The sequence below is a fragment of the Bradyrhizobium sp. genome, assembly GCF_035484855.1.
Taxonomy (GTDB): Bacteria; Pseudomonadota; Alphaproteobacteria; order Rhizobiales; family Xanthobacteraceae; genus Bradyrhizobium.
On the sequence record NZ_DATHOP010000082.1, the window covers coordinates 1 to 26359 of the forward strand.

At 63.6% G+C, this 26359-nt stretch carries 28 protein-coding genes; 18 read left to right on the forward strand and 10 right to left on the reverse strand.

Annotated features, from left to right (window positions below):
- The first annotated feature begins 92 nt into the window (after window positions 1-92).
- The 8 genes from VK804_RS09195 (at window position 93) to VK804_RS09230 (ending at window position 9597) form a co-directional block, all read left to right on the forward strand.
- On the forward strand, window positions 93-1196 hold the full coding sequence (locus VK804_RS09195; protein ID WP_325370140.1) for an ISAs1 family transposase: 1104 nt from the start codon (window positions 93-95) through the stop codon (window positions 1194-1196).
- Between the two features lie 126 nt (window positions 1197-1322).
- The gene (locus VK804_RS09200; RefSeq protein ID WP_325370142.1) at window positions 1323-2285 is read left to right on the forward strand and encodes a hypothetical protein; all 963 of its coding nucleotides are present in this window, start codon (window positions 1323-1325) and stop codon (window positions 2283-2285) included.
- Window positions 2286-2309: 24 nt separating this feature from the next.
- Complete coding sequence (locus tag VK804_RS09205) at window positions 2310-2561, forward strand: sulfurtransferase TusA family protein (protein WP_325370143.1); 252 nt, start codon at window positions 2310-2312, stop codon at window positions 2559-2561.
- 354 nt (window positions 2562-2915) lie between these two features.
- Window positions 2916-4328 (forward strand): L-lactate MFS transporter, encoded by a 1413-nt coding sequence (locus VK804_RS09210; RefSeq protein ID WP_325370145.1) that lies wholly within the window; start codon window positions 2916-2918, stop codon window positions 4326-4328.
- A 12-nt stretch (window positions 4329-4340) separates the two neighbouring features.
- On the forward strand, window positions 4341-4463 hold the full coding sequence (locus VK804_RS09215) for an MFS transporter small subunit (protein ID WP_325370147.1): 123 nt from the start codon (window positions 4341-4343) through the stop codon (window positions 4461-4463).
- 187 nt (window positions 4464-4650) lie between these two features.
- A complete protein-coding gene (locus VK804_RS09220; protein WP_325370149.1) occupies window positions 4651-6360 on the forward strand; it encodes an NADH-ubiquinone oxidoreductase-F iron-sulfur binding region domain-containing protein in 1710 nt (569 codons plus the stop codon).
- Window positions 6357-9122: a formate dehydrogenase subunit alpha gene (gene fdhF / locus VK804_RS09225; protein WP_325370151.1), complete on the forward strand. Its 2766-nt coding sequence runs from the start codon at window positions 6357-6359 to the stop codon at window positions 9120-9122. The genes VK804_RS09220 and fdhF overlap by 4 nt, the downstream gene beginning before the upstream one ends.
- A 109-nt stretch (window positions 9123-9231) precedes the next feature.
- Window positions 9232-9597 carry a hypothetical protein gene (locus VK804_RS09230; protein WP_325370153.1) on the forward strand — a complete coding sequence of 122 codons (366 nt, stop codon included), beginning with the start codon at window positions 9232-9234 and terminating at the stop codon, window positions 9595-9597.
- A gap of 63 nt (window positions 9598-9660) precedes the next feature.
- On the opposite strand, the gene VK804_RS09235 is transcribed toward VK804_RS09230, so the two are convergent.
- Complete coding sequence (locus VK804_RS09235) at window positions 9661-10605, reverse strand: threonine/serine dehydratase (protein WP_325370155.1); 945 nt, start codon at window positions 10603-10605, stop codon at window positions 9661-9663.
- Window positions 10606-10657: 52 nt separating this feature from the next.
- On the opposite strand from VK804_RS09235, the gene VK804_RS09240 reads away from it, so the two are divergent.
- Complete coding sequence (locus tag VK804_RS09240) at window positions 10658-10960, forward strand: ArsR/SmtB family transcription factor (RefSeq protein ID WP_325370157.1); 303 nt, start codon at window positions 10658-10660, stop codon at window positions 10958-10960.
- Between the two features lie 29 nt (window positions 10961-10989).
- Here VK804_RS09240 and VK804_RS09245 read toward each other — a convergent pair whose 3' ends face one another.
- The 3 genes from VK804_RS09245 to VK804_RS09255 form a co-directional block, all read right to left on the reverse strand.
- On the reverse strand, window positions 10990-11805 hold the full coding sequence (locus tag VK804_RS09245) for a cyclic nucleotide-binding domain-containing protein (RefSeq protein ID WP_325370159.1): 816 nt from the start codon (window positions 11803-11805) through the stop codon (window positions 10990-10992).
- A gap of 253 nt (window positions 11806-12058) precedes the next feature.
- On the reverse strand, window positions 12059-12274 hold the full coding sequence (locus VK804_RS09250) for a hypothetical protein (protein ID WP_325370161.1): 216 nt from the start codon (window positions 12272-12274) through the stop codon (window positions 12059-12061).
- Between the two features lie 77 nt (window positions 12275-12351).
- On the reverse strand, window positions 12352-12777 hold the full coding sequence (locus VK804_RS09255; RefSeq protein ID WP_325370163.1) for a hypothetical protein: 426 nt from the start codon (window positions 12775-12777) through the stop codon (window positions 12352-12354).
- A gap of 236 nt (window positions 12778-13013) precedes the next feature.
- Here VK804_RS09255 and VK804_RS09260 point away from each other — a divergent pair, with 236 nt between their 5' ends.
- The gene (locus VK804_RS09260) at window positions 13014-13211 is read left to right on the forward strand and encodes a hypothetical protein (RefSeq protein ID WP_325370165.1); all 198 of its coding nucleotides are present in this window, start codon (window positions 13014-13016) and stop codon (window positions 13209-13211) included.
- 3 nt (window positions 13212-13214) lie between these two features.
- Here the strand turns inward: VK804_RS09260 and dapA are convergent, their stop codons facing one another.
- From dapA to VK804_RS09285, 5 genes are all read right to left on the reverse strand, one after another.
- Window positions 13215-14180 (reverse strand): 4-hydroxy-tetrahydrodipicolinate synthase, encoded by a 966-nt coding sequence (gene dapA, locus VK804_RS09265; RefSeq protein ID WP_325370167.1) that lies wholly within the window; start codon window positions 14178-14180, stop codon window positions 13215-13217.
- 6 nt (window positions 14181-14186) lie between these two features.
- Window positions 14187-14630 (reverse strand): hypothetical protein, encoded by a 444-nt coding sequence (locus VK804_RS09270; protein WP_325370169.1) that lies wholly within the window; start codon window positions 14628-14630, stop codon window positions 14187-14189.
- 32 nt (window positions 14631-14662) lie between these two features.
- The gene (locus tag VK804_RS09275) at window positions 14663-14935 is read right to left on the reverse strand and encodes a hypothetical protein (protein ID WP_325370171.1); all 273 of its coding nucleotides are present in this window, start codon (window positions 14933-14935) and stop codon (window positions 14663-14665) included.
- Between the two features lie 145 nt (window positions 14936-15080).
- The gene (locus VK804_RS09280; RefSeq protein WP_325370173.1) at window positions 15081-15320 is read right to left on the reverse strand and encodes a hypothetical protein; all 240 of its coding nucleotides are present in this window, start codon (window positions 15318-15320) and stop codon (window positions 15081-15083) included.
- Window positions 15321-15400: 80 nt separating this feature from the next.
- A complete protein-coding gene (locus tag VK804_RS09285) occupies window positions 15401-15865 on the reverse strand; it encodes a hypothetical protein (protein WP_325370175.1) in 465 nt (154 codons plus the stop codon).
- Between the two features lie 436 nt (window positions 15866-16301).
- Here VK804_RS09285 and VK804_RS09290 point away from each other — a divergent pair, with 436 nt between their 5' ends.
- The 8 genes from VK804_RS09290 to VK804_RS09325 all read left to right on the forward strand — a co-directional run bounded on the left by VK804_RS09290 (window position 16302) and on the right by VK804_RS09325 (window position 25339).
- On the forward strand, window positions 16302-16391 hold the full coding sequence (locus VK804_RS09290; RefSeq protein WP_215614988.1) for a K(+)-transporting ATPase subunit F: 90 nt from the start codon (window positions 16302-16304) through the stop codon (window positions 16389-16391).
- 44 nt (window positions 16392-16435) lie between these two features.
- On the forward strand, window positions 16436-18139 hold the full coding sequence (gene kdpA / locus VK804_RS09295) for a potassium-transporting ATPase subunit KdpA (RefSeq protein WP_325370180.1): 1704 nt from the start codon (window positions 16436-16438) through the stop codon (window positions 18137-18139).
- A gap of 25 nt (window positions 18140-18164) precedes the next feature.
- The gene (kdpB, locus tag VK804_RS09300; RefSeq protein ID WP_325370182.1) at window positions 18165-20276 is read left to right on the forward strand and encodes a potassium-transporting ATPase subunit KdpB; all 2112 of its coding nucleotides are present in this window, start codon (window positions 18165-18167) and stop codon (window positions 20274-20276) included.
- 175 nt (window positions 20277-20451) lie between these two features.
- Window positions 20452-21057 carry a K(+)-transporting ATPase subunit C gene (locus tag VK804_RS09305; RefSeq protein ID WP_325370184.1) on the forward strand — a complete coding sequence of 202 codons (606 nt, stop codon included), beginning with the start codon at window positions 20452-20454 and terminating at the stop codon, window positions 21055-21057.
- A 61-nt stretch (window positions 21058-21118) separates the two neighbouring features.
- Complete coding sequence (locus VK804_RS09310) at window positions 21119-23842, forward strand: sensor histidine kinase KdpD (protein ID WP_325370186.1); 2724 nt, start codon at window positions 21119-21121, stop codon at window positions 23840-23842.
- Entirely contained in the window at window positions 23839-24528 is a 690-nt protein-coding gene (locus tag VK804_RS09315; protein WP_325370188.1) for a response regulator transcription factor, read from the forward strand. Before VK804_RS09310 ends, VK804_RS09315 begins: the two co-directional genes overlap by 4 nt.
- 68 nt (window positions 24529-24596) lie before the next feature.
- Window positions 24597-25037 (forward strand): PTS sugar transporter subunit IIA, encoded by a 441-nt coding sequence (locus VK804_RS09320; protein WP_325370190.1) that lies wholly within the window; start codon window positions 24597-24599, stop codon window positions 25035-25037.
- A 95-nt stretch (window positions 25038-25132) separates the two neighbouring features.
- Window positions 25133-25339, forward strand: a complete 207-nt coding sequence (locus VK804_RS09325; protein ID WP_414642742.1) for a DUF6496 domain-containing protein — start codon at window positions 25133-25135, stop codon at window positions 25337-25339.
- Between the two features lie 67 nt (window positions 25340-25406).
- On the opposite strand, the gene VK804_RS09330 is transcribed toward VK804_RS09325, so the two are convergent.
- Entirely contained in the window at window positions 25407-26279 is an 873-nt protein-coding gene (locus VK804_RS09330) for a Ku protein (RefSeq protein ID WP_325370192.1), read from the reverse strand.
- Between the last annotated feature and the right edge of the window lie 80 nt (window positions 26280-26359).

Below are 26359 nucleotides of genomic sequence, written 5' to 3' on the forward strand. Positions count from 1 at the left end.
GGCAGGGGAATCGCATATGGGTTTTCACCGGCTATTGCATTGGAAGGCAAGACGGATTCTGAAGATGACTCCCGGATTATGGAGGGGGTCGAATGCGGAAGTTCAAGAAGGCCTTTGGGCGGTTGCCGGATCCGCGGGCGGACAATGCCAGGCACGATCTGCTGGAAGTGCTTGTCGTGGCGCTGGCGGCGATGCTGTGCGGGGCGGAGTCGTGCGCGGACATGGCGGACTTCGGACAGTCGAAAGAGGGTCTGTTGCGGCTCTTCCTTCGTCTGGACCACGGTATCCCGAGCCACGATACATTCAGCCGGGTGTTCCGCCTGCTCGAGCCGCGAGCCTTCGAGCGCGCATTCCGTCGCTTCATGGCGGCCTTTGCCAAGGCCAATGGCTTCAAACTCACCGGGGTGGTGGCCGTCGACGGCAAGGCATTGCGCGGGGCCTACAAACGCGGCGGAAAGGCGACGCCGCTGCACCTGGTCAACGTCTTTGCGGTGGATGCCCGCATGGCCTTGGCTCAGCAAAAGGCATCTGGTCGCAACGAGACGGCGGGCGCGTTGGAGGTGCTGGAGCTTCTGTCGCTGGAAGGCTGCATCGTTACCGCCGATGCGCTGCATTGTACCCGCGCGTTTGCGGCTGCGGTGCGCAAGCGCGGCGGCGACTATGTTCTGGCGATCAAAGCCAACCGTGGGCGCCTGTTCACCGCGGTTACCCAACAGTTTGCGCGATCGGGCAAGCGCAGTACCGCCGAGCAGATCGAGCCTTCCACCCACGATCGGCGCGAAGCGCGCCGCGCCACCGTCATGCGCAATACCCGCTTGGCCGACCTCTATGGCTTCCCTGGCGCCGTTGCGGTGGGACGCGTCACCTCGCGCAAACGCCTGCGGGGGCAGCGCGCCGACGCGCCCTTCGTGCGTTACTATGTCCTGTCCAAATACATGTCTCCCAAACGGCTGCTCCACGTCACCCGCAGCCATTGGGGCATCGAGAACCAGCTCCATTGGGTGCTCGATGTCCATTTCGCCGAGGACGCCAACCGCTCGCGCTGCGACCATGCTCCGGAGAACCTCGCCACCATGCGCAGGCTCGCCCTCAACATCCTGCGAACTCACCCAGATCGAGCCTCCCTGCGGCGAAAAATCAAACGCGCCGGATGGGATAACGCCTTCCTCATGGCTGCTCTCAGCCATATGCGATAGCCCTGCTATAACCGGGGCGACGATTTTGGCGTTGAGTGCGTCGCCCTCGCCATCGGCCTGGAGCCGGGTGCCAGTCCCCTGCACAATGTCGTCGCCGCAGCGCGCCCGCTGGCGGCGGCGCCGACATTGTGCGCGCCGCTGGCTGCCGCCGTGACGCATGCGCCTGATGTCACCTGGCTTCCCTATTTCCGCTACTGGCATGGCTACCGGATCGTGATCGACCCGCTGATCGCATGGCTGCCGCTCAAGGCCGTGCGGCTGGTCATGCTGCTCGGACTGATCGCCGCGCTGACATTCTTCTCGGTCGAAACCACATGGCTCGCCGGCCGGTCGGCGGCGCTGGCGATGGTCGTGCCGATCGTGGTGCTGACCGACATCTGGTACATGTGGATCATCACCTCGGATTCCCTCAGCACCATCTTCATCCTGGGCGGCGCCGGCTGGTTTGCCCGCAGCCTCCGCAACGGCGCCAGCGACCACGCGCTGATCCTGTCCGCGGCCGTGATGGGCAGCGTGTTCAACTACATCGACTTCCTGCTCAATCCGCCGTGGCAGCCGATGCTGCTCGCCTTCCTGCTGCTGGCCGCGCCGCCGCGCAAGATCGACCGTCAGCGGCTGCTCACATGCGTAGCCGTGCTGGCCGCGTGGTCCCTCGGATATGCGCTGACCTGGGTCTCGAGGTGGCTCGTCGCCGCGGCGCTCATGCCCGACGGCCTCGCCGTTCTGCGCGACGTCGTCGAGGTCGTCCGATATCGCATCGACGGGGATTACGAGCAGGTCGTCAGTCATCGTTTGCTGGCACCGTCGGCGCGAGCGCTTGCCGTCATCGTCTGGCAGGTCTGGCACACCGATTGGGCCGCCGTGCTGGCGATGTTGACGCCGGTGCTGTTGCCCGCGCACGCGATCTCGCCGCGACGGTTTGCCGCGCTGGCGCTGCCTGCCGCCATCCCTTTTGCGTGGTTCGAGATCATGAGCAACCACACCCAAATCCATGCCGCGATCGTGTGCCGGCCGATCGCCTCTTCCGTCGGCATTGTGCTGGCGGCCTGGATCCTGGCGGGCCGCGAGCGCGATCCGTTGACGAACTGAGCACGGCTCGCCAAGGATTGTCCCATGACCACGACCAAACTCGACCTCACCGGGCTCAAATGTCCGCTGCCGGCGCTGAAGACGCGCAAGGCGCTGAAGTCGGTCAAGCCGGGCGACCTGCTGGAAGTTCACTGCACCGATCCGCTGTCGGTGATCGACATCCCGAATCTGATCCGGGAAACCGGCGACAAGGTCGAGATATCAGAGCGCACGGATGAACGAATCGTGTTCCTGATCGAGAAGGCGAATAGCCGGATCGAGAAGCCGAATGCTTAGCGCCGCGCGTGGAACCGGCCTGAAACGGTGGAAATCGCTACCTTTGGCCTATCGACACCGGGCGCGCCTTCTGCCCCAATTGTGCACCTCTGCAGGGGGCGGAGCGCTGAGTCGTCGCGGTGACAAAGAGACGCAATCCTGGGTAGAGGTACCGCCCAGGGCCCGGGTGATCGCGGCGGGCGGCATAATCGGCCCCCTCAGGCGTTGAAGTCTCGCTGGCGCGCCGCGATCCCGGCTCGCGCGGCAATGGTGCGGAGCAGCAACGCCAATGCTTGCGCGCCGCGAGCGAACTTAAGATAACTGGATCGTGGATAGCAGACATGCCCGGCACGGGCGGCTGTAGGGGAGGACTAAATGGCTTTCTTTTCGTTTCTTGATCGCGAACACACGGTCGCCGAGCCCGGCTACAGCCGCTGGATGGTGCCACCGGCCGCGCTCTGCATCCATTTGTGCATCGGACAGGCTTACGCCTTCAGCGTGTTCAATCTGCCGATGACCAAACTGATCGGGATCACCAAGTCGGCTCCCGACGACTGGAAGCTGACCGATCTTGGCTGGATATTCTCCATCGCCATCGTCGTGCTCGGACTCTCGGCCGCGATCATGGGCCGCTGGGTCGAGGAAGGCGGACCGCGGCGCGCGATGTTCACCGCGGGCCTGTGCTTCGGCGGCGGCTTCCTGGTTTCGGCGCTCGGCGTCTACCTCCACAACCTCTGGATCGTCTATCTCGGTTATGGCCTGATCGGCGGCTGCGGCCTCGGCCTCGGTTACATCTCGCCGGTGTCGACCCTGATCAAATGGTTCCCGGATCGTCCGGGCATGGCCACCGGCATGGCGATCATGGGCTTCGGCGGCGCCGCCTTCATTGCCTCGCCGTTGTCGGTCTGGCTAATGGCGAAATTCTCGACGCCGACCCATGTCGGCGTTGCCGAGACCTTCATCGTGCTGGGCGTCGTCTATTTCTGCTTCATGATGGTCGGGGCCGCGATCGTTCGCGTGCCGGCTCCGGGCTGGAAGCCTGAAGGCTATACCCCGCCCGTGGTCGAGCAGAAGCTGATCACCAACAAGCACGTCTACGTCTACGACGCGATCAAGACGCCGCAGTTCTGGCTGATCTGGTGGGTGCTCTGCCTCAACGTCACCGCCGGCATCGGCGTGCTCGGACAGGCTTCGGCGATGAGCCAGGAAATGTTCCCGGGCAAGGTTTCGGCGGTCGCCGCCGCCGGCTTTGTCGGTCTGCTGAGCCTGTTCAACATGGCCGGGCGCTTCATCTGGGCATCGACCTCCGACGTCATCGGCCGCAAGAACACCTATTTCTGCTTCTTCGCGCTCGGCACCGTGCTGTACTGCCTGGTGCCGTGGACCGGTTCGATCGGCAGCGTTGCGCTGTTCGTGTTGTGCTTCGTCATCATCATGAGCATGTATGGCGGCGGCTTCGCCACCGTGCCGGCCTATCTCAGGGATATGTTCGGCACCCGCTATGTCGGCGCCATCCATGGCTGGCTGATTACGGCCTGGTCGGCGGCGGGCGTGTTCGGTCCGGTGCTGGTGAACTACATCCGCGAGTACCAGATCGACCACGGCGTGCCCAAGGCGCAGGCCTACAACACCACCATGTACATCATGGCCGGATTGCTGGTGATCGGCTTCATCTGCAACTCGATGATCAAGGCGGTCAGCGCGCGTTATCACATGAGCGATACCGATTCGCGCGCGCACGATGCGACGGCCGCAAGCGCCGTCCAGCCGTCCGCGGCGCGGGCCTGAGGGAGAACGACAATGGCAACACAGACCGATGGCTCGATGAAGGTGAAACTCATCCTCGCTTGGGGATTCGTTGGTATTCCGCTGGCGTGGGGGGTCGTTCAAACCCTCACCAATGCAATGAAGCTGTTCCAGTAGGTACCGCGTCCGGCGCTGGCCAGGACGTTCAAATGCGTTGCAGCGCACAATTGCAGGTCGAGGCAGGATGGCGAAGGCCGCTCTGCCTCGATACCTGTCAGCATATCCTCACATAGCATTCCCTCTTGGCATCTGGCATGCCACGAACTAGAGTTGCACTGCTGGCGGGTGAAAACGAGCGATTTCAATGAGTCATGATGTGCAACAGGTCCGCTCGTTCGAACATCCCGGCGAGGGCCGCAAGCGCGCCAAATCGACTCCCAAGGGACGCCAGGTCGACCCAAAGGCCGCCGAGGAAATCGCAGCCCTGCTCGGCGAGGCGCCGCGGCGGCGCGACCTGTTGACCGAATATCTGCACCTGATCCAGGACAAATATCGCCAGATTTCCGCCGCCCACCTCGCAGCGCTCGCCGACGAGATGAAGCTTGCGTTCGCGGAAGTGTTCGAGACCGCAACCTTCTATGCGCATTTCGACGTGGTGAAGGAGGGCGAGGCGAATATTCCGCCGCTGACCATCCGCGTCTGCGACTCGCTGACCTGCGCGATGCTGGGCGCGGAAAAATTGCTTGCCGAATTGCAGGACCAAGCCGGCCCCGCCATTCGCGTGGTGCGCGCGCCCTGCGTCGGCCGCTGCGACACCGCGCCGGCTGCCGAGGTCGGTCACAATTTTATCGATCACGCGACGGTCGCAAATGTGCTGGCGGCGGCGAAGGGCGGGGATATCCATGCCCATCTGCCAAACTATGTCGATTACGACGCCTATGTGAAAGGCGGCGGCTATGCGCTGCTCAATCGCCTGCGCTCGGGCGAACTGAAAAAGGAAGACCTGCTGAAGGCGCTCGACGACGCCTCCTTGCGCGGTCTCGGCGGCGCGGGCTTTCCGACGGGGCGAAAATGGCGCGCGGTGCTGGGGGAGCCCGGACCGCGGCTGATGGCGGTCAATGGCGACGAGGGCGAGCCCGGCACCTTCAAGGACCGCTATTATCTGGAAACCGATCCGCATCGTTTTCTCGAGGGCACGCTGATCGGCGCGCATATCGTCGAAGCGCCCGAGATTTACATCTACATCCGCGACGAATATCCGGCGTGCCGCGAAATCCTCGAGCGCGAAATTGAAAAATTGCCGCCCGGCGGCCCAAAGCTGCACATGCGCCGCGGCGCCGGCGCCTATATTTGCGGGGAGGAATCTTCGCTCTTGGAAAGCATCGAAGGCAAGCGCGGGCTGCCGCGGCACAAGCCGCCTTACCCGTTCCAGGTCGGGCTGTTCGGCCTGCCGACCCTGATCAACAACATCGAGACGCTGTGGTGGGTGCGCGACATCGTCGAGAAGGGCGCGGAGTGGTGGAAGAGCCATGGCCGCAACGACCGCCACGGCCTGCGCAGTTTTTCGGTATCGGGGCGGGTGAAAAATCCCGGCATGAAGCTCGCGCCGGCCGGCATCAGCGTGCGCGAATTGATCGACGAATTCTGCGGCGGTATGGCCGACGGCCATAAATTCCACGCTTACCTGCCGGGCGGCGCGTCGGGCGGTATCCTGCCGGCCTCGATGGACGACATTCCGCTCGATTTCGGCACGCTGGAAAAATACGGCTGTTTTATCGGTTCGGCCGCGGTCATCATCCTGTCCGAACAGGACAGCGTGAAGGGCGCGGCGCTGAACCTGATGAAATTCTTCGAGGACGAGAGCTGCGGCCAATGCACGCCCTGCCGCGTCGGCACCCAAAAGGCGGCGCTGTTGATGCAAAAGCCGGTCTGGGACCGGCAATTGCTCGACGAATTGAGCCAGGCGATGCGCGATGCCTCGATCTGCGGCCTCGGCCAGGCGGCCTCGAATCCGCTGACCACAGTCATTAAATACTTTCCGGACGAGTTCCTTCCCAAGGAAGCTGCCGAATGACAAAAATCCAGTTCGAACTCGACGGTAAGCAGGTCGAGGCGGTGAACGGCGAGACCATCTGGCAGGTCGCAAAGCGCGGGGGCCATGAGATCCCGCATCTGTGCTATTCGCCAGCGCCGGATTATCGGCCCGACGGCAATTGCCGCGCCTGCATGGTGGAGATCGAGGGCGAGCGGGTGCTGGCGGCCTCCTGCAAGCGCACGCCGAGCGTCGGCATGAAGGTGAAATCGGCAAGCCCCCGCGCGGTCGCGGCGCAGAAGATGGTGATGGAGCTTCTGGTCGCCGACCAGCCGGCGCGCGAAACCTCGCATGATCCGGATTCGAAATTCTGGCACTGGGCCGAAAAGGTCGAAGTGACCGAAAGCCGCTTCCCCGCCGCCGAGCGCTGGCAGGGCGATGTCAGCCATCCGGCGATGCGGGTCAATCTCGATGCCTGCATCCAGTGCGGGCTGTGCGTGCGCGCCTGCCGCGAGGTCCAGGTCAACGACGTCATCGGCATGGCCTACCGCAGCCACGAATCCAAGATCGTGTTCGACTTCGACGACCCGATGGGGGAATCGACCTGTGTCGCCTGCGGCGAATGCGTGCAGGCCTGCCCGACCGGCGCGCTGATGCCCGCCGTGATGCTCGACGACAAGCAGACCCGCGTCACCTATCCGGACAGAGAAGTGGATTCGCTCTGCCCCTATTGCGGCGTCGGCTGCCAGGTCACCTATCAGGTCAAGGACGAGAAAGTGATCTATGCCGAGGGCCGCGACGGCCCGGCCAACCACAACCGGCTTTGCGTCAAGGGCCGGTTCGGCTTCGACTATATCCATCACCCCAATCGGCTGAAGAAGCCGCTAGTGCGGCTGCCCAACGTCAAGAAGGACCCCAACGACCAGGTCGATCCGGCCAATCCGTTCACGCATTTCCGCGAAGCGTCCTGGGAAGAAGCGCTCGACATCGCCGCCAAGGGGCTGGTCAAAATTCGCGATACCAAGGGCGTCAAGGCGCTCGCCGGTTTCGGTTCGGCCAAGGGCTCCAACGAGGAAGCCTATCTCTTCCAAAAACTGGTGCGCACCGGTTTTGGCTCCAACAATGTGGATCACTGCACGCGGCTGTGCCATGCCTCCTCGGTCGCGGCGCTGTTCGAATGCCTGAGCTCGGGCGCGGTGTCGGCGCCGTTCGCGGCTGCCATGGACGCCGATGTCATCATCGTGATCGGCGCCAACCCGACGGTGAACCATCCAGTCGCGGCGACCTTCATCAAGAACGCGGCCCAGAAGGGCGCCAAGCTGATCGTGATCGATCCGCGCGGGCAGGGATTGTCGCGCCATGCCACCAAGCACCTCGCCTTCAAGCCCGGCAGCGATGTCGCGCTGTTGAACGCGATGATCAACACCATCATCACCGAAGGCCTCACCGACGAGCAATATATCGCCGGCTATACCGAGGGCTTTGACGATCTCAAGGCGCGCATCACTGAATTCACGCCGGAGAAGATGGAGCCGATCTGTGGCATCCCGGCCGAGACGATCCGCGAGGTGGCGCGGATGTACGCGCGGGCCAAGGCTTCGATCATCTTCTGGGGCATGGGCATCAGCCAGCATGTGCACGGCACCGACAACGCGCGCTGCCTGATTGCGCTCGCGCTGATCACCGGCCAGGTCGGCCGTCCCGGCACCGGCCTGCATCCGCTGCGCGGCCAGAACAACGTGCAGGGCGCTTCCGACGCCGGCCTGATCCCGATGTTCCTGCCCGATTACCAGACGGTCGGTCGCACCGATTTGCGCGAGCCGTTCGAGAAACTCTGGCATCAGGACCTCGATCCGGTGCGCGGACTGACAGTCGTGGAGATCATGACTGCGATCCACAAGGGCGAAATCACCGGCATGTATATCGAGGGCGAAAATCCCGCGATGTCCGATCCCGATTTGCAGCATGCGCGCGAGGCCTTGGCAAAGCTCGAGCATCTGGTGGTGCAGGACCTGTTCGTCACCGAGACCGCGTTCCATGCCGACGTCATCCTGCCGGCCTCGGCATTCGCGGAAAAGTCCGGCTCCTTCACCAACACCGACCGCCGCGTGCAGCTGGCGCGCGAGGTGATAAAACCGCCGGGCGAAGCAAAGCAAGATCTCTGGATCATCCAGGAAATCGCAAAGCGCATGGGCCTGCCCTGGAACTACAGCGGCCCGGCCGACGTCTTCACCGAGATGACGCAGGTGATGCCGTCGCTGAACAACATCACCTGGGAGCGGCTGGTGCGCGAGGGCGCGGTGACTTATCCGGTCGACGATCCCCATAAACCCGGCAACGAGATCATCTTCACCACGGGCTATCCGACCGAGAGCGGCCGCGGCAAGATCGTCCCTGCGCGCGTGCTGCCGCCGGACGAATTGCCTGATGACGACTATCCGATGGTGTTGTCGACGGGCCGCGTGCTGGAGCACTGGCACACCGGCTCGATGACGCGGCGCTCGCATGTGCTCGACCAGATCGAGCCGGAGGCAGTCGCCTTCATGTCGCCGAAGGACATGCGGCGAATGAAGGTATGGCCCGGCGATCTGGTGCGGCTGGAAACCCGCCGCGGGGCGGTGGAGATAAAAGTGCGCTCCGACCGCGACGTGCCGGAGAACATGGTGTTCATGCCGTTCTGCTACGCGGAAGCCGCCGCCAATCTGTTGACCAACCCGGCGCTCGATCCGTTCGGCAAGATCCCCGAATTCAAGTTCTGCGCGGTGAGGGCCGAAAAGGCGGAAATCCGCACAGCCGCAGAGTGAGGGCAGTGATGACCGTCGCCGAAGGCAATCTTGTGCGATGAATCAGCTCTGTTGAGACATTCCCGATTTTGCGACGGTGCTTCAGAGCCGCATCGGCGAAGGGAAATCAATGTTGAAGACGGTGGTTGGCCTGACGTTGATGTTTCGCGTTGGAAGCGCCGTCAAGGCGAAGAAAGAACTGCAGCGCACAGAAGAACTCCTCAACCAAAAGCTATGCGTGGGCAAATGCGAGCGCTATTGGAAGATTCCAGAACTGTGGACCTGCGATGCCTCCATGGATTTCGAAGCGCTCTCGGAAGCGGAGCAGATTGCCGGCTGCCTGATACGCGCTAATCGGCTGGCATACGGGTGGTACGTACTGGGGCCACACTTTCGGCCAGACGGCAGCCTTGAGAGCTTCGGAGGTATCTTCGATCGCCGGCACCAAGCGGCTCAGATCCAAAGCCTGGATTGGGCGCATTTCCAGGTAATTTGACGCTGGTGCGCCAGTCGAGCGTCATGGGCCGAGGCCCGTACGGCGGCGGAGTGAACGCCGCCGTTAGTCGAACCTGACTGCCGTCGTATTCGCGCCGCAGACCAGCACGGCAACGCGCTCACCCGGAGCCGGCGCGTATTTTCCAGATAGCAGCGCGCCGAAGGCGGCGGCTCCGCCGGGCTCGGCCACGACGCGTACCTTGTCCCATAGCGCCAGCTGCGCCGCGCGGATGTCGTCGTCGGTGACCAGCACCACGCGCTCGACATAGGCCTGCGCGATCGGAAACATGATGTTGCCGACGCGCTTCGGCGCCAGCGAGTCGGCCGCAATGCCGTCGGTCTCGGCGTCGACCGGCTCGCCTGCCTTGAGCGCGCGCCACAGCGTCGGCGAGCCCTCCGGCTCGACCGCAATGATCCTGATCCGGCCGCGAAACCACGCCGCGATGCCTCCGATCAATCCGCCGCCGCCGACGGCGACCAGGAGCGTGTCGATGTCGGGCAGATCGGCGTCCACCTCGCAGCCGACGGTGCCCTGTCCGAGCAGGGTTTCGGGCTGGTCGAACGCATGCACGGCAAGCGCGCCGGACTCCCTGACGAACGCCTGGCTCGCCGTCAGCGCGTCGTCATAGCGCTCACCCGCAACCACCAGCTTGGCCGCGTAGCTCTTGATGCGTTCGACCTTCGATGGCGAAGTGACATTAGGCAGGAAGATGGTCGCGGGAACGCCGAGCCGCATGGCGGCATAGGCCACCGCCGTGCCATGATTGCCGCCGGACGCCGCCACCACGCCGGATGGCGGGATCGCTCGCGTCAGCAGGTTCGCAAACGCGCCGCGCGCCTTGAACGAGCCCGAATGCTGCAGGCATTCGAGTTTCAGCGCGACCGGCCTCGGCTCGCGGCCGAATTCCGCCAGGTCGACGCGGACGACCGGGGTGTGGCGGACATGCGGCCGGATCAGCCGCTCGGTTTCGGCAATACGATCGGGGGTGATCGAAGTGTCCAACGGCATCGGGCACTCCAGCGGAGTTGACATCCAATTAGGTAATTAGCATATTAACGAAATGAATACAACCGATGTCATCAAGGCTCTCGCCAATGAGCGGCGGCTCATGATCCTTGACTGGCTGAAGGATCCCCGCGCCCATTTCTCGCCGCAGGTGGACGGCGATCTGGTCAACGATGGCGTCTGCGCGCTGCTGCTTGCCGAAAAACTCGGGATCACCCAGGCGACCCTGAGCGAACACATGCGGGTGCTGGTCCAAGCCGAACTGGTGGTGCCGAAACGCATCAAGCAGTGGACATTCTACCGCCGCGACGAGGCCCGCATCCGCGCGGTCAAGGCCGGTCTGCTGGCCACGCTCTGAGCGGCCGACGGCTTGATTCGGCGCAGCGCTCAGTTCTTGCCGCTCGCCGCGGCTGGCTGCTGCGCACTCTTGATCTGCACGAGGGCGGATTCGGCCCGCGCGAGGTTTTCCAATAGCCGCTGGCTGGTGAGCACCAGGAAGTAATAGCCGAATTGCGGGTTCTGGAAGTAGATCTCGAGCAGTTTTTCGTAGGTGATGGTCAGGACGTGCCCGTCCTCGATGCATTCGATGGTCGCGGTCCGGCGGTTGTCGGGCGTCAGGAATCCAAGTTCGCCCATCAGCCGTCCCGGCGGAACTTCAAGGCCAAATTCAGTGACCAGGAACGTGCCGGTGACGGTCAGCAGCATTTCGTTCGCGACATCGTCCTTTTTGAACAGAACATCGCCCTTGCGATATTTGCGCTCGGTCATGAACGGCTTGAGCCATTCCATCGAGGTGTCGCCCTTCGTCGCGTTGCGCGCCTTCTTGACGAGAACGAGCATTTGACGGAGGCGATACGCATTGATGGGGACCATCAGGAGATACAGCAGAAAGGTCGTGATGGCTCCGGTGAGCGCGCCAAAGATGGCGAAGAATGCGCAACCGATCATGTTCGCGACCCGCAGCGGCACCATGGTCTGCGTCAACAGGGTGGCGACAAAGAAGATCGCGCCCACCAGGGCAAACATGTTGGCCAGGGTGATGTTGTGCAGAAAGATTTCCAGCAGGCGATTGTAGATCGCGTCATAGGTGACGTTGTTGGGATCGAGACCCATTTGAACCAGGATCTTCGCGATCCTGAGATTATCCGCCGCCGCGTCGAGAATGCGGTCTAGCGTGGTGGACATGTCTGCGCTGCTTGGCATGTTCGGCTTCGCCGCTTGGTTTGGCTAATGGGTCTGGATGGCGGTAACGGGATATTCAAGTTGGAGACTTGATAGGGCCGCATGTCAAATGAAGACACCGGCCACAGCCAGATAAAGCCCAAACCGATTGCCGGCAACCGTGGCGGGCGCGCGACCGCCCTGTTTCCGGGCTGAAAACGGCGCGGAAACGAAAGTATAATTTATGTCAAACGCTTCGCAGCGCGGCCGGGGTTTGGTGCCCCGGGCGGCAGCGTCAATGATGAATGAGCCGCGGAAGGTAGACGGCGATCTTCAGCGCCATGACAGCAGCCAAGGCCATCCCCGCCGTCAGCACCACCAGCAGGGATACGAAAAACCGCTTGATCGTCGCCAAATAGGACCCCGACGCGTCGGCGCCGGCCAGGGACCGGCTCTGCGGAGCGCGGAGAGGCCGTCCAGACGGACGGCCGGTGTGAGCTAGCATGGTCATGTCGGAAATCCGTTTTGCTCTCGGGTGTTGCGAATGCCGGCGGCGCGGCGTCTGGCGCCGTCACGCGGCCGCTCGGTTCACAGGACCTGAAGGTCTTTCCGCCAGCTTTTGACCGCTCCCGCGGTGTTGCCGATCAAGGCCGCGGCTCGCTGCCGAAGCCGCTGCGCCAGCCGCAATCCCCAGCCGAGCCGCGCGACCAGCGGATTGCCGCGGTTTTCCAGGTCGAGTTCGAACCTCTCGGACGGATAGATCGTCGCGCACCCGGCTGGCCGGCTGTTGCTTCGAGCAAAGGACAGTGCGGAGCTTTCAAGCAGGAAAATCCCGCCGGTGCGCCCGCCGACGTCGCGCGCGACCCAAAAGCCTTCGCTGTTGCGGCCGATGAAGAATGCCGGAATCGCCTCGTTGACGATGCCGGGATCGAGCGGCTGAAATGGCGCGGGCGCGGCTGCCGGCTGGCCGATGTGGCCCGCCTGACGTGAAGCATTGAAAGCGATCGCAGCCATGACGGCCTCCTCACGAATCCTGTCGGGATTATTTGCCCTTCAGGCCATAGGAATGCGAGATGGACGCGGATTGCCTCTCATAGGCGCGATATAAAAATCCGCGAGGAGCGATCCGCTCGCGCGCCATTATGCCGCTTCTATGAGAGGGCGCGGCCAGCCGTCTCGATTTCCTATGCGGCCATCTGCATGTTCGCGACAACGCCCGCGAAGGTGGGCTGAGGCGCGTGGAGACCGACATGCGACAGTTCTATTTCATCACCGCAGCTTTCGCTTCGCTGTTGCGCAGCGCCGCCGGCTCGCTCCTGACCTTCCTCGGCCCGTCCTGGGATGGCCCGCGCAGGAAATACCGCCCGGAAGCGCATTACATGCGCGGCCCCGGGCCGAAATGGCGCGAGAAGCATTTGCTCGATCGCGCATCCGCCGGCGGCGCCTGAGCCCTACGCCTTGATGGCGGCGTCCCTGCTCCGGCGCGGCCCGCGCCAGCTCGCGCCGGGACAGACGAGATCCTCGTCGCCGATCGCCGTGATCGCGCCTCTCACCTCGGCTTTCGCCGCTTCATCCAGTTCGACGATCGGCAGGCGCGTGTACGCCCGCATGAAGCCGAGCAGGTGCAGGACATATTTCAGCGCAGCCGGGCTCTCTTTGGCGAGCGCGGCGGTCAGTGCAGCATGCCGGTTCTGCAGATATCGCGCGGTCTGCAACCGTCCCTCCCGGTAGCTCGAAAAGATCGCCTGGCATAAATCCGGCGTGACATTCGAAACCTGCGAGATGCAGCCATCGCCACCATTGGCGATGTAAGCGAGCGGGGCAGCGTCGTCGCCGGACATCAACCGAAACCCCGGCGGCAGCGACGCGCGCAGGCGCATCGGACGCAAGACGTCGCCCGTACCGTCCCGCAGGCCGATGAACTCCGCAGATTGCGCGAGCCGCACCAGCGTGTCGTCGGCCAGTTCACGAACGGTGCGGGAAGGAATGTCGTGCAGAATGATGGGTAGCCGGGTCGAGGCGGCGATCGCCTGAAAATGCGCAAAAATGCCGGCCTGCATCGGCTTGTTGTAATAGGGCACGACGGAGAGCACCGCATCGGCGCCGGCCGCTTCCGCGCGGCGCGTGTACTCGATGGCGTGGCTGGTCGAATTGGATCCCGCGCCGGCAATGACGCGGACACGGCCGTGCGCGACTTCGACGGCGGTGCGGATGATACTGTCATGCTCGGCCGGCGTCAGCGTCGAGGATTCGCCGGCGGTTTCGCCGACCACGATCGCCGAGGTGCCTGCCTCGATCTGGCGCTCGCAGAGTCTTGCGAAGGCCGCAAGATCGAGTTGGTCTTGCCTATCGAAGGGCGTGGGAAGATCCGGGATGTAGCCCGAAAGCCAAAGGGTGGGATGTGGGTGTGGTTTCATCTGATGTCACGCGGCCTTTTCCATCTGGCCGAAACCCTGCCGATAGGCCGATAGCACGAGGCCCTGCTGGCACCTGACGCCGGCCTCGATCCGAAAGCCCATCTGCTCCAGCCGATTGCGGATCTTCAGGCAGACCCCGCTCTCGCGCGAGTCGATGAGGACGGCGATCGCCGCATTGGTGCAGAGAAATGGCGATATCCCGGCCAGCGCCGCCTCGATGGCCGCGGGGGCGCCTTGCTCGGTGACCAGGCCGACGGTGTGCTGTCCCCTGGCAGTCCTGCAGGTCGCGGGCGTCGCCACGCGGATGAAGCCGCGCCGTCGCAGCGCAAGATGGAGTTCCTCGCTGTCGCTGCCGGCGACGATGGCGCGATGCTGATGGGACAGCCGGGTCAGTTCGATCATGGTATCGACGACCTGCTCCCGGCTCGAAACGCAATGGGGCTGCAGCATCTCTGTTTCCCGGGTGATGGAAGTTGGGTTCGTCAGGCGGCGCGCGGGGCGGCCGTTACCGGGGATTGATCGCGGAAGGGGAACTTGCCACCCATGTCGAGTTCGATTTCGCAGGGCAGTTCGACGATGGTCTCAAGGTGATGGCCGTTCTCGAACAGCGCGTATTTGAGGGCTTGTGCCCGATTAACGAACAGGCCGCCATAGAGGCCGTTCTGCTCCTGGGCGACCCAGTTGCCGCGCCTATTCTTGCCGATGAAGACGATGGTAGATGCAGAGCTACACGAGGGAGGTTCGACGAGCTTCACGTTGGTAATCCTTCCGGTAGATAAGGTGCGCGCTCCCGACGGAGACGGCGTCACTCATGTGCGCAATATCTTCTCGGGCGGATATGAATTCGAGGGCGACGGGCCTGCGATCTCATAGCCGCCGCATAAGGCCGCGCCGATCGTCTCAAACCGGGACGAAGTGATTGAAGGCGCTGACCAGGAAAAACAAGGCGGCGTAGGCGACCGTCTCGTCCCAATGATTGAGAACCGTGCCAAACGGCGCCTCGCGCCATATCGTTGCGATGACGGCGCAAAGAACGACGGACATCGACAGCAACGCGGCAAGACCCTTGCCGAAGCCGATGCTGGCAAACGCCGCGAAGATCACCAGGATGCTGATTCGCAGGCAAAAGCGAACGAGCACCTTTGTCGATCTCAATCCTTGCGATGGATTTGGCAGTTGCGCCAACTCAAGTCTCCGGTATTTGCGTCGCGGGGGATGCCTTACGCGAAATTTTCGCAGCAGAACGGCGTGCAGATCAGGTCTGCGCCGCGCGGCACATTCGGGACGCTGGTCCGGCTTGCCGGCCCGCCGATGCGTTGCGCCTCGACGAAGGCGCTGAGAACGGCAAGCGGCAAATCCTCATGATGGGCCTCGATCGCCTGATCGAGCCAATCGGGAAGTTCGCGCGCGCGCGACAGCGCGCAATGCCATTCGCCTTCGTCATAGGCGATGCGGCGAACCTGCCATTGCGGCAGCTCGAGATCGATCAGTGCCAGCGCCGCGTCGAGCCAGGCACCCGATCCGATCCATCGCTCGATCCGGATCGTCTTCTCGTCCGGCCTCAGGGGCGGGAAGCGTCTGCAGGTCTCGCCGATGACGTCCCGCAGGATGTCCGCCGTCACCGAATGCGCGTCGCGCAGTCGATCGTCCAGTTCAATGGAATCGAGGTGTGTCGAAAGTGTCATGGCTTTGCCTACCGGAGTCGTGCCCCGCATTCTGCAAGATGGACAAAGCGCTATTTGAAAACGAGATGACCTCAGGTGTCGAAAAATAAGATGGCTATAAGTGCGATGCCCGGCGTTTCACGGGACCGTGAATTGCGAGCACCGAGCGCCGTCCCTTTATGAGATTCCTATAACATTGCCGTAGCGGTCGCCTCGAAAACCTATGCGCTGGGTGGCACTTCGGAGCCACTGAATTGCGGGCGAGGCCGGGATCGCCATTCGATCCTCCGATTGTCGCAATTGGCCCGCCAGGAAAATGCGCGGACGTTGCGCAATGAAACAAGCACGGCAAGGAGCATCTCATGCTGGACGTCCTCATGCTGGCCCTGGGCCTCGGCTTCTTCGTTTTGGCGATCGCTTACACCTACGCCTGCGAACGGCTTTGAGGAGAACGGCCATGATCTTCGATTACTCGCTCGCCGCCATCGTCTCCGCCGGCCTGCTGTTTTACCTGACCTACGCCCTGCTGCGGCCCGAGCGGTTCTGACCGCGTCGCGCATCGATCACGCCTAACCCAAAGGCATAACGACCATGACCGCCATCGGCTGGATTCAAATTGTTCTTTACTGCGCCATCATCGTCGCCCTCGTAAAGCCGCTCGGCGGGTATATGACGCGCGTCTTCAGTGGCGAGCGCACCTTGCTGTCGCCGGTGCTGCGGCCGGTCGAGGCCGGCATCTACTGGATCGGCGGCGTCGACGAGAGGCGCGAGCAGCACTGGCTGACCTATACGGTCGCCATGCTGCTGTTCCATGTCGGCGGCTTCCTCATCATCTACGGCGTGATGCGCCTGCAGGCCTTGCTGCCGTTCAATCCGGCGGAGCAATCCGCCGTCGCCGAGGACCTGTCCTTCAACACCGCGATCAGCTTCATCACCAACACCAACTGGCAGAATTACGGCGGCGAGAGCACGCTGTCCTATCTGGTGCAGATGCTCGGCCTGACGCACCAGAATTTCCTGTCGGCGGCGACCGGCATCGCGCTCGCCGTGGCGCTGATCCGCGGCTTCTCCCGCTCCTCGATGCGCACCATCGGCAATTTCTGGGTCGATGTGACGCGCTGCACCCTCTATGTGCTGCTGCCGATCTGCATCGTCTACACCCTGTTCCTGGTCTGGCAGGGGATGCCGCAGACGCTCGGCGCCTATGTCGATGCCACCACGCTGGAAGGCGCCAAGCAGACCATCGCGGTCGGTCCGGTCGCCTCCCAGGTCGCGATCAAGATGCTCGGCACCAATGGCGGCGGCTTCTTCAATGCCAATGCCGCCCATCCGTTCGAGAATCCGACCGCGCTGTCGAATTTCGTGCAGATGATCTCGATCTTCGCCATTGGAGCTGCGCTCACCAACGTGTTCGGCCGCATGGTCGGCAACCAGAAACAGGGTTGGGCGGTGCTGGCCGTGATGGGCGTGCTGTTCATCGCCGGCGTCGTCGTCACCTATTGGGCGGAAGCTGATGGAACCACCGCGATGCATGCGCTTGGCCTGACCGGCGGCAACATGGAAGGCAAGGAAGTCCGCTTCGGCATCGTCGGCTCGGCGCTGTTCGCGGTCATCACCACGGCGGCGTCCTGCGGCGCCGTCAACGCCATGCATGACAGCTTTACCGCACTCGGCGGCATGATCCCGCTGATCAACATCCAGCTCGGCGAGATCATCGTCGGCGGCGTCGGCTCCGGGCTCTACGGCATGCTGATCTTCGTCATCATCTCGATCTTCGTCGCTGGCCTGATGGTGGGCCGCACCCCCGAATATGTCGGCAAGAAGATCGAGTCCCGCGAGGTCAAGATGGCGATGCTGGCGATCCTGGTGCTGCCGCTGATGTATCTCGGCTGGACCGCGGTCGGCATCGTCTACCCGCCGGCGGTCGCCTCGATGGCCAATGCCGGCCCGCATGGCTTCACCGAGGTGCTCTATGCCTATACGTCCGCGACCGGCAACAACGGCTCGGCCTTCGCCGGCCTCTCCGGCAATACCTTCTTCTACAATCTGACATTGGCGAGCGCCATGTTCGTCGGCCGCTTCTTCATGATGGTGCCGGCGATGGCGATCGCGGGCTCGCTCGCCGGCAAGAAGTCGATTCCGCCGTCGGCCGGCACCTTGCCGACCACCGGCGGCCTGTTCGTCGGCCTCGTCGTCGGCGTCATCCTGATCATCGGCGGCCTGACCTTCTTCCCGGCGCTGGCGCTTGGGCCGATCGTCGAGCACCTCGCGATGACCGCGGGCAACCTGTTCTGATCGAACGCAATTCGGAGTTACGTCCATGGAAGTCATGAAATTGCAGAAGCAGAAGCCGGTGTCGGCGATGCTCGATCCGAAGATCGTGCTGCCCGCGATCGGCTCGTCGTTCCGCAAGCTCGACCCGCGGGTGATGATCAAGAGCCCGGTGATGTTCGTGGTCGAGGTGGTGGCCGCGCTGACCACGGTGATCTTCGTTCGCGATCTGGTGACCGGCGGGGCAAACCTCGGCTTCACCTTCCAGATCATCCTGTGGCTGTGGTTCACGGTGCTGTTCGCCAATTTCGCCGAGGCGGTGGCCGAAGGCCGCGGCAAGGCGCAGGCCGAATCGCTGCGGAAAACCCGCACCGAGAGCCAGGCCAAGCTGTTGACCGGCTCCGACAAGACCTATCGCCTGGTGTCCGGCACCAGCCTCAAGGTCGGCGATGTCGTGCTGGTGGAAGCCGGCGACAACATCCCCTCCGACGGCGAGGTGATCGAGGGCGTCGCTTCCGTCAACGAGGCTGCGATTACGGGCGAATCCGCGCCCGTGATCCGCGAATCCGGCGGCGACCGGTCGGCCGTGACCGGCGGCACGCAGGTATTGTCCGACTGGATCCGCGTCCGCATTACCGCAGCCCAGGGCTCGACCTTCATCGACCGCATGATCCGCCTGGTCGAGGGCGCCGAGCGGCAGAAGACTCCGAACGAGATCGCGCTCAACATCTTGCTCGCGGGCCTCACCATCATCTTCGTGTTCGCGACCGTCACCATCCCGAGCTATGCGTCCTATGCCGGCGGCTCGATTTCGGTCGTGATCCTGGTCGCGCTGTTCGTGACGCTGATCCCGACCACCATCGGCGCGCTGCTATCGGCGATCGGCATCGCCGGCATGGACCGGCTGGTACGCTTCAATGTGCTGGCGATGTCGGGCCGTGCTGTGGAAGCCGCCGGCGACGTCGATACGCTTCTGCTCGACAAGACCGGCACCATCACGCTCGGCAACCGGCAAGCCACCGCGTTTCGGCCCGTCCGCGGCGTCACCGAGCAGGAGCTGGCGGATGCCGCCCAACTCGCCTCGCTCGCCGACGAGACCCCGGAGGGCCGCTCGATCGTCGTGCTGGCCAAGGAGAAATACGGCATCCGTGGCCGTGACATGGCGGAGCTCAACGCGACCTTCATCCCCTTCACCGCGCAGACCCGGATGAGCGGCGTCGATGCCGGCGCCTCCTCGGTCCGCAAGGGCGCGGTCGATGCTATCCTGAACTATGTCGGGGGCGGGACGCAAACCGTGGCGTCCGGAAACACCGCCCGCGCCATCCAGCCCGCGATGTACTCCGACATCGCCCGCGAAATCCAGGCGATTGCGGACGAGATCTCCAAGGCCGGCGGTACGCCGCTCGCCGTCGCCAAGGACCGCCGTCTGCTTGGCGTCGTGCAGCTCAAGGACATAGTCAAGGGCGGCATTCGCGAGCGCTTCGCTGAGCTCCGCCGTATGGGCATTCGCACCGTGATGATCACCGGCGACAACCCGATGACCGCGGCCGCGATCGCGGCCGAAGCCGGCGTCGACGATTTCCTGGCGCAGGCAACGCCGGAGGACAAACTGAAACTGATCCGCGACGAGCAGGCCAAGGGCAAGCTGGTGGCGATGTGCGGCGACGGCACCAATGACGCGCCGGCACTGGCGCAGGCCGACGTTGGCGTTGCCATGAACACCGGCACGCAAGCCGCCCGCGAGGCCGGCAACATGGTCGACCTCGATTCCAACCCGACGAAACTGATCGAGGTGGTCGAGATCGGCAAGCAGCTGTTGATGACCCGCGGCGCGCTGACCACGTTCTCGATCGCCAACGACGTCGCGAAATATTTCGCCATCATCCCGGCGATGTTCCTGGCGTTCTATCCGCAGCTCGCCGTGCTCAACATCATGCATCTGGCGAGCCCGCAAAGCGCCATCCTGTCGGCGATCATCTTCAACGCGCTGATCATCATCGCGCTGATTCCGCTGGCCTTGAAGGGCGTGGCCTATCGCGCCATCGGCGCCGGCGCGCTGCTGCGCCGCAACCTGATGATCTACGGCGTCGGGGGCATCATCATTCCGTTCATCGGCATCAAGGCGATCGATATGGTCGTCGCCACTTTGCATCTGGTCTAACACGGTCATTTGCGATGAGCGCAGCAACCCATACGCAGTCATTCCGGGGCGATGCGAAGCATCGAACCCGGAATCTCGAGATTCCGGGTCTGGTGCTAGCGCACCATCCCGGAATGACGAACCTGGGATTGCTTCGCTTCGCTCGCAATGACGGAAGAAATACTGGAGACACGTCATGTTGAAAGAAATTCGCCCCGCCATTCTGGTTCTCGTCATCCTGACGCTGATCACAGGCCTTGCCTATCCGCTGGCCATGACGGCGATCGCCGGCGTGATCTTCCCGAACCAGGCGCAAGGCAGCCTGATCGAGCGCGACGGCAAGGTCGTCGGCTCGGCGCTGATCGGACAGGAATTCAAGGACGATAAATATTTCCATGGCCGGCCCTCGGCGACGACGGCACCGGATCCGGCGGATTCCACCAAGACCGTGCCCGCGCCGTACAACGCCGCGAATTCCGGCGGCTCCAACCTCGGTCCGACCAGCAAGGCGCTGGCCGACCGGCTCAAGGAGGACGTCGACAGGCTGAAGGCGGAGAATCCCGATGCCGCCGTTCCGGTCGACCTTGTCACTACGTCGGCCAGCGGCCTCGATCCGGATATCTCGCCGGAGGCCGCGCTGTTTCAGGTGCCGCGCGTTGCGAAAGCGCGCAACATGCCGGAAGAGCGGGTCCGCCAGCTGGTCACGGACAGCATCCAGGGCCGTCTTGCCGGGTTGCTCGGCGAGCCCCGGGTCAACGTATTGGCGCTGAACCTCGCGCTGGACCGGGCCACGACGAAATAGCATATGCGTGGGCCGGGCTAGAGGGATTATCCAGGCTGGGCTTGAGGACTATACTGTCACAATGGCCCAGCCCCGCCGCGATCCCGAACAACGCCCCTCGCCGGAAGCCCTGCTGGAAGCGGCCCGGCGCGAGGACAGCCGTGTCGGTCGCCTGAAAATCTTCGTCGGCGCCGCCCCCGGCGTCGGCAAGACCTATGAAATGCTGCAGAGCGCGCACGCCAAACTGAAGGCCGGCGCCGACGTGGTGGTCGGGGCGGTCGAGACCCATGGCCGGGCGGAGACCCAGGCGCTGCTGGAGGGTCTCGAAATTCTCCCGCGCAAGCGGCTCGAATACAAGGACCAGATTCTCGAGGAGATGGACCTCGACGCGCTGATCGCGCGCCATCCGCAGATCGCGTTGGTCGACGAACTCGCCCACACCAACGCGCCCGGCAGCCGTCATCCGAAACGCTATCTCGACGTCGAGGAACTGCTGTCGCGGGGCATCGACGTCTATACCGCGGTCAATATCCAGCATATCGAGAGCCTCAACGACGTGGTGGCGCAGATCACCCATGTGCGGGTGCGCGAGACGGTGCCGGATTCGGTGTTCGACCGGGCGGATGCGATCGAACTGATCGACCTCACGCCGGATGACCTGATCCAGCGCCTGAAGGAAGGCAAGGTCTACGTCCCCAAGCAGGCCGAGCGCGCGCTCGAGCACTATTTCTCGCCGGGCAATCTGACCGCGCTGCGCGAACTGGCGCTGCGGCGCACCGCCGAGCGGGTCGACGAGCAGCTTCTCAACCACATGCAGGCCAACGCCATCGCCGGCCCCTGGGCGGCCGGCGAGCGCATCCTGGTTTGCGTCAGCGAGGACCCGCGCTCGGCGGGTCTGGTGCGTCACACCAAGCGGCTGGCGGACCGGCTGCATGCGCCCTGGACCGCCGTCAGCATCGAGACCCGGCGCAGCCTGCAATTGACCGACGAGGAGCGCGACCGGCTCGCCGACACCTTGCGGCTGGCGGAGGCGCTGGGCGGCGAGGCGCTGACCATTCCGGCCGTCGAGCGCCGGATCGCGGATGATCTCATCAACTTCGCTCACGCCAACAACGTCACCCAGATCATCATCGGCAAGTCGACGCGCTCGCGCTGGTTCGAACTGACGCGCGGCTCGGTGGTGCACGATCTGGTGCGGCGCGCCGGCAATATCAGCGTCAACGTGATCGCCGGCGAGGAGCTCGCGGCCGAGCCCGTGCCAAAGAAGACCGTGCGCACGGCGGTGCGGCCGGAGCCGTTCGACCCACGGCCCTATCTGATGGCGCTGGTCATCGTCGCAGTCGGCCTCGGCGCCGCAGCCCTTATCCAGCCATTGTTCGGCATCGAGAATGTCGATCTCGTGTTCCTCACCGCCGTGGTCGGGGTTGCGGTGCGCTACGGCTTGTGGCCGTCCATGCTGGCCAGCGTCGCGGCCTCGCTGTGCTACAATTTCTTCTTCCTGCCGCCGGTCTATACCTTCACCATCACCGACCCGACCAATGTCGCCGCGTTCTTTTTCTTCATGCTGATCGCGTTATTGGTTTCCAACGTCGCGGCCCGCGTGCGCACCCAGGCCGATTCCGCGATCGGCCGGGTGCGGACCACGGAATCGCTTTACGCCTTCAGCCGCAAGCTCGCGGGCACCGCGACGCTCGACGATGTGTTGTGGGCGACTGCCTACCAGACCGCGCTTATGCTGAAGGTGCGCGTGGTGCTGTTGTTGCCCGAGGAGGGCGTTCTCACCGTGAAGACCGGCTATCCGCCGGAGGACGAACTGGACAAGGCCGATCTCGCCGCCGCCAATTGGGCCTGGAGCCACGACCGCCCGGCCGGACGCGGCTCCGATACGCTGCCCGGCGCCAAGCGGCTATTCCTGCCGATGCGGACCGGGCGCGGACCGATCGGCGTCGTCGGCATCGACGACGACAAGACCGGGCCGCTGCTCACGCCCGACCAGCGCCGCCTGCTCGATGCGCTGATGGATCAGGGGGCGCTGGCGATCGAGCGGGTGCTGCTGGTCGAGGACATGGATCGCGTCAAGCGCACGGTAGAGTCCGACCGCTTGCGCTCGGCATTGCTGACCTCGATCTCGCATGACCTGAAGACGCCGCTTGCCTCGGTTCTGGGCGCCGCCTCCACCATGCGCGATCTCTCCCGTGATTTAAGCGAAACTGAAAAGCGCGATCTGCTGGCAACCGTGATCGACGAGTCCGAACGGCTCAACCGCTTCATCGCCAACCTGCTCGACATGACCAAGCTGGAGAGCGGCGCCGTCGTGCCGAATACCGCGCGGCACGATATCGACGAGATCGTCGGCAGCGCGCTGCGGCGTGCCGGCAAGATCCTGGCGCATCACAAGGTCTCGCTCGAGCTTGCGGCCGACCTGCCGATGCTCGAACTCGACGCGGTGCTGTTCGAACAGGCGCTCTTCAACCTCTTGGACAACGCCGCCAAATATGCGCCCGCCGATTCCACGATATCGATCAGGACGTCGCGGAATACAAATTGGGTCACCCTGCAGGTGATCGACGAAGGCAACGGCATTCCGCAGTCCGAACTTGAAAGCGTATTCGACAAGTTCTATCGCGCGCAAAAGGGCGACCACGTCCGCCCCGGCACCGGCCTCGGGCTCGCGATCGCCCGCGGCTTCGTCGAGGCGATGCATGGCACCATTGCCGCCGACAACCGCGCCGACCGCAGCGGCGCCGTGCTGACGATCCGGCTGCCGATCCCGGCCGCGTCACACGCCTTGGATACCGCCGCATGAGCACCACCGCAATCAAGGTCCTGGTCATCGACGACGAGCCGCCGATCCGCAAATTGCTGCGGATGGGCTTGAGTACGCAAGGTTACGATATCCTGGAGGCCTCCAACGGCAAGATCGGGCTCGAATTGCTGGCCGAAAATCCCGCCCTCGTCATCCTCGACCTCGGCCTGCCGGATATCCAGGGCCACGAACTGCTGCGCATGATCCGCGGCCGCAACGACAGCGTCCCGGTCATCGTGCTGTCGAGCCGCGGCGACGAGGCCGGAAAGGTCCAGGCGCTCGATCTCGGCGCCGACGATTACCTGACAAAACCGTTCGGGATGGACGAACTGCTCGCCCGCATGCGCGCGGCGTTGCGCCATCAGCTGCAGGTCCATGGCGAGCGTCCGGTGTTTCGCACCGGCGATCTCGCCGTTGATCTGGTCCGCCGCATCGTCAAGGTGGGCGAGAAGGAAGTCAAACTCTCGCCGAAAGAATATGAATTGTTGCGCGTGCTGGTGCAGCATGCCGGCAAGGTGTTGACCCACCGGTTTCTGCTGAAGGAGCTGTGGGACGAGTTGACGGATGCGCAATATCTGCGGGTCTATGTGCGCCAGCTCCGGCAGAAGATCGAACTCGATCCGGAACGCCCGCAATTCGTGCTGACCGAGACCGGGATCGGCTACCGGCTGCGCGCGCCGGACTAGACCGCCAAATCCGTGTAGCATCCGGGACCAGACCCATGCATTCGACGATTCGCGCCTCCGGAACGTCCATGAAAATCTCCGACCTGCTCTCACCTGCGGACGTCATGATCGACGTTCGAGCCTCGAACAAGCGCCAGCTCTTGCAGGAGCTCTCGGCGAAGGCCGCTGGCAGCGCCGGCCTTGCCGCGGATCTGGTCGCTTCCGCGCTCTCGAAGCGGGAAGAACTGGGGTCGACGGGAATCGGCAAGGGCGTGGCCATTCCGCACGCCCGGCTGAAGGAATTGCAGCGGCCAGTTGGATTGCTTGCGAAACTGAAGCAGGGAATCGAATTCGACGCTATCGACGGGCAAAGGGTCGACATCGTGTTCGTGCTGCTGTTGCCGGCGGCCGCGGAGAATGACGCGCTCGGCGCGCTGGCCTCGGTGGCGCGGATATTGCGATCGCCGGAGAACCTCGCTCGCTTGCGGGCCGCGAAAGATGGCTCCGAGTTGTTCGCGGCGGCGGGCTGAGCGCACGCAACGCTGAACGCCGATTGGACCGCAAGTTCAAGACGGGAACCATCCTTGCTCGCGACGATTATTTTCCCGCAACCGGGAGAACTCGCATGGCACGCAAATATTCGAAAAAGGCCTCCGCCCAGGTCGAACGCGCGATGAAGAAGCGCAAGGCCGGCACCTTGAAGAGCGGCCGCTCGGGACGAAAGGTGAAGAGCCGCAAGCAGGCAATCGCGATCGGCCTGTCCGAGGCGCGGGCCGAAGGTGACAAGGTCCCGAAGAAACGGAAGACGGCCAAGAAGCGCAAAGCCGGCTGAGGATGTAGGCTTCACGCGCGGCCCCTGGGTTCGCGCGGACGGCCAGGATAAGGCCTCGCGGGAGGATTCATCCCGCCTTGCGCGCTCGCGCCACTGAACGATGCGCCTTTTTCGCAGGCCGCCGCATGGTTCGACGGGCCGGTGAATGGCGCTTCGCCGACGCCTTTCCCTTCAAGCTCTGTTTCAGCGCGTCCATCAGGTTGATGACATTGCTCGACCGCTCCTCCGATACGGCCGTCTTGACCGGTTTGCCGGCGGCCTTGCGCTTGACCAGGGTTTTCAGGGCGGTCTCGTATTCGTCCTTGAACTTGCCGGGATCGAAATGCGCAGCCTTGGTGTCGAGGATGTGGCTCGCCAGATCGATCATGTCCTTCGAGATCTTAGGGCTTTTGATGCCGTCGAAATATTCGTCCTCGTCACGTATCTCGTAGGGGTATCGCAAGGTGATGCCGAGCAGCCCTCTGCCGCGCGGCTCAAGTGCGATGACATGCTCGCGGTTGGTCAGCACGATGCGCGCCAGCGCCACGCGGTCCTTGTTCTTCATGGCGTCGCGGATCACGGCGAAGGCGTCAAGCCCGACCTTGCCGTCGGGGACGATGTAATAGGGGTGATTGAGGTAACGCTCGTCGATCTCTTCTTTCGGCACGAAGCTGTCGATGTCGATGGTGTGGTTACTTTCGATCTGGACCGCCTCAAGCTCCTCCTTGTCGATTTCGACATATTCGCCCTTCTTCAATTCGTAGCCGCGCGCCTTGTCCTCGCCTTCGACCACATCGCCGGTCTCGGCATCGACCATCTGCTGCTTCAGGCGGTTGCCGGTCTCCCGGTTGATCATGTGGAAGCGGGTTTTGTCCGACGCGGTCGTGGCCGGGTAGAGCAGGACCGGGCAGGACACGAGGGAAAGCTTCAGGGACCCTTTCCAATAGGCGCGGGTGGCCATTACAATCTCCTGGCTGGGTCTTGCGGCTGATATCCGGGAACTTCAACGGCTGCCAGTGGTTTCGGTTCCGGGTGCTCGCT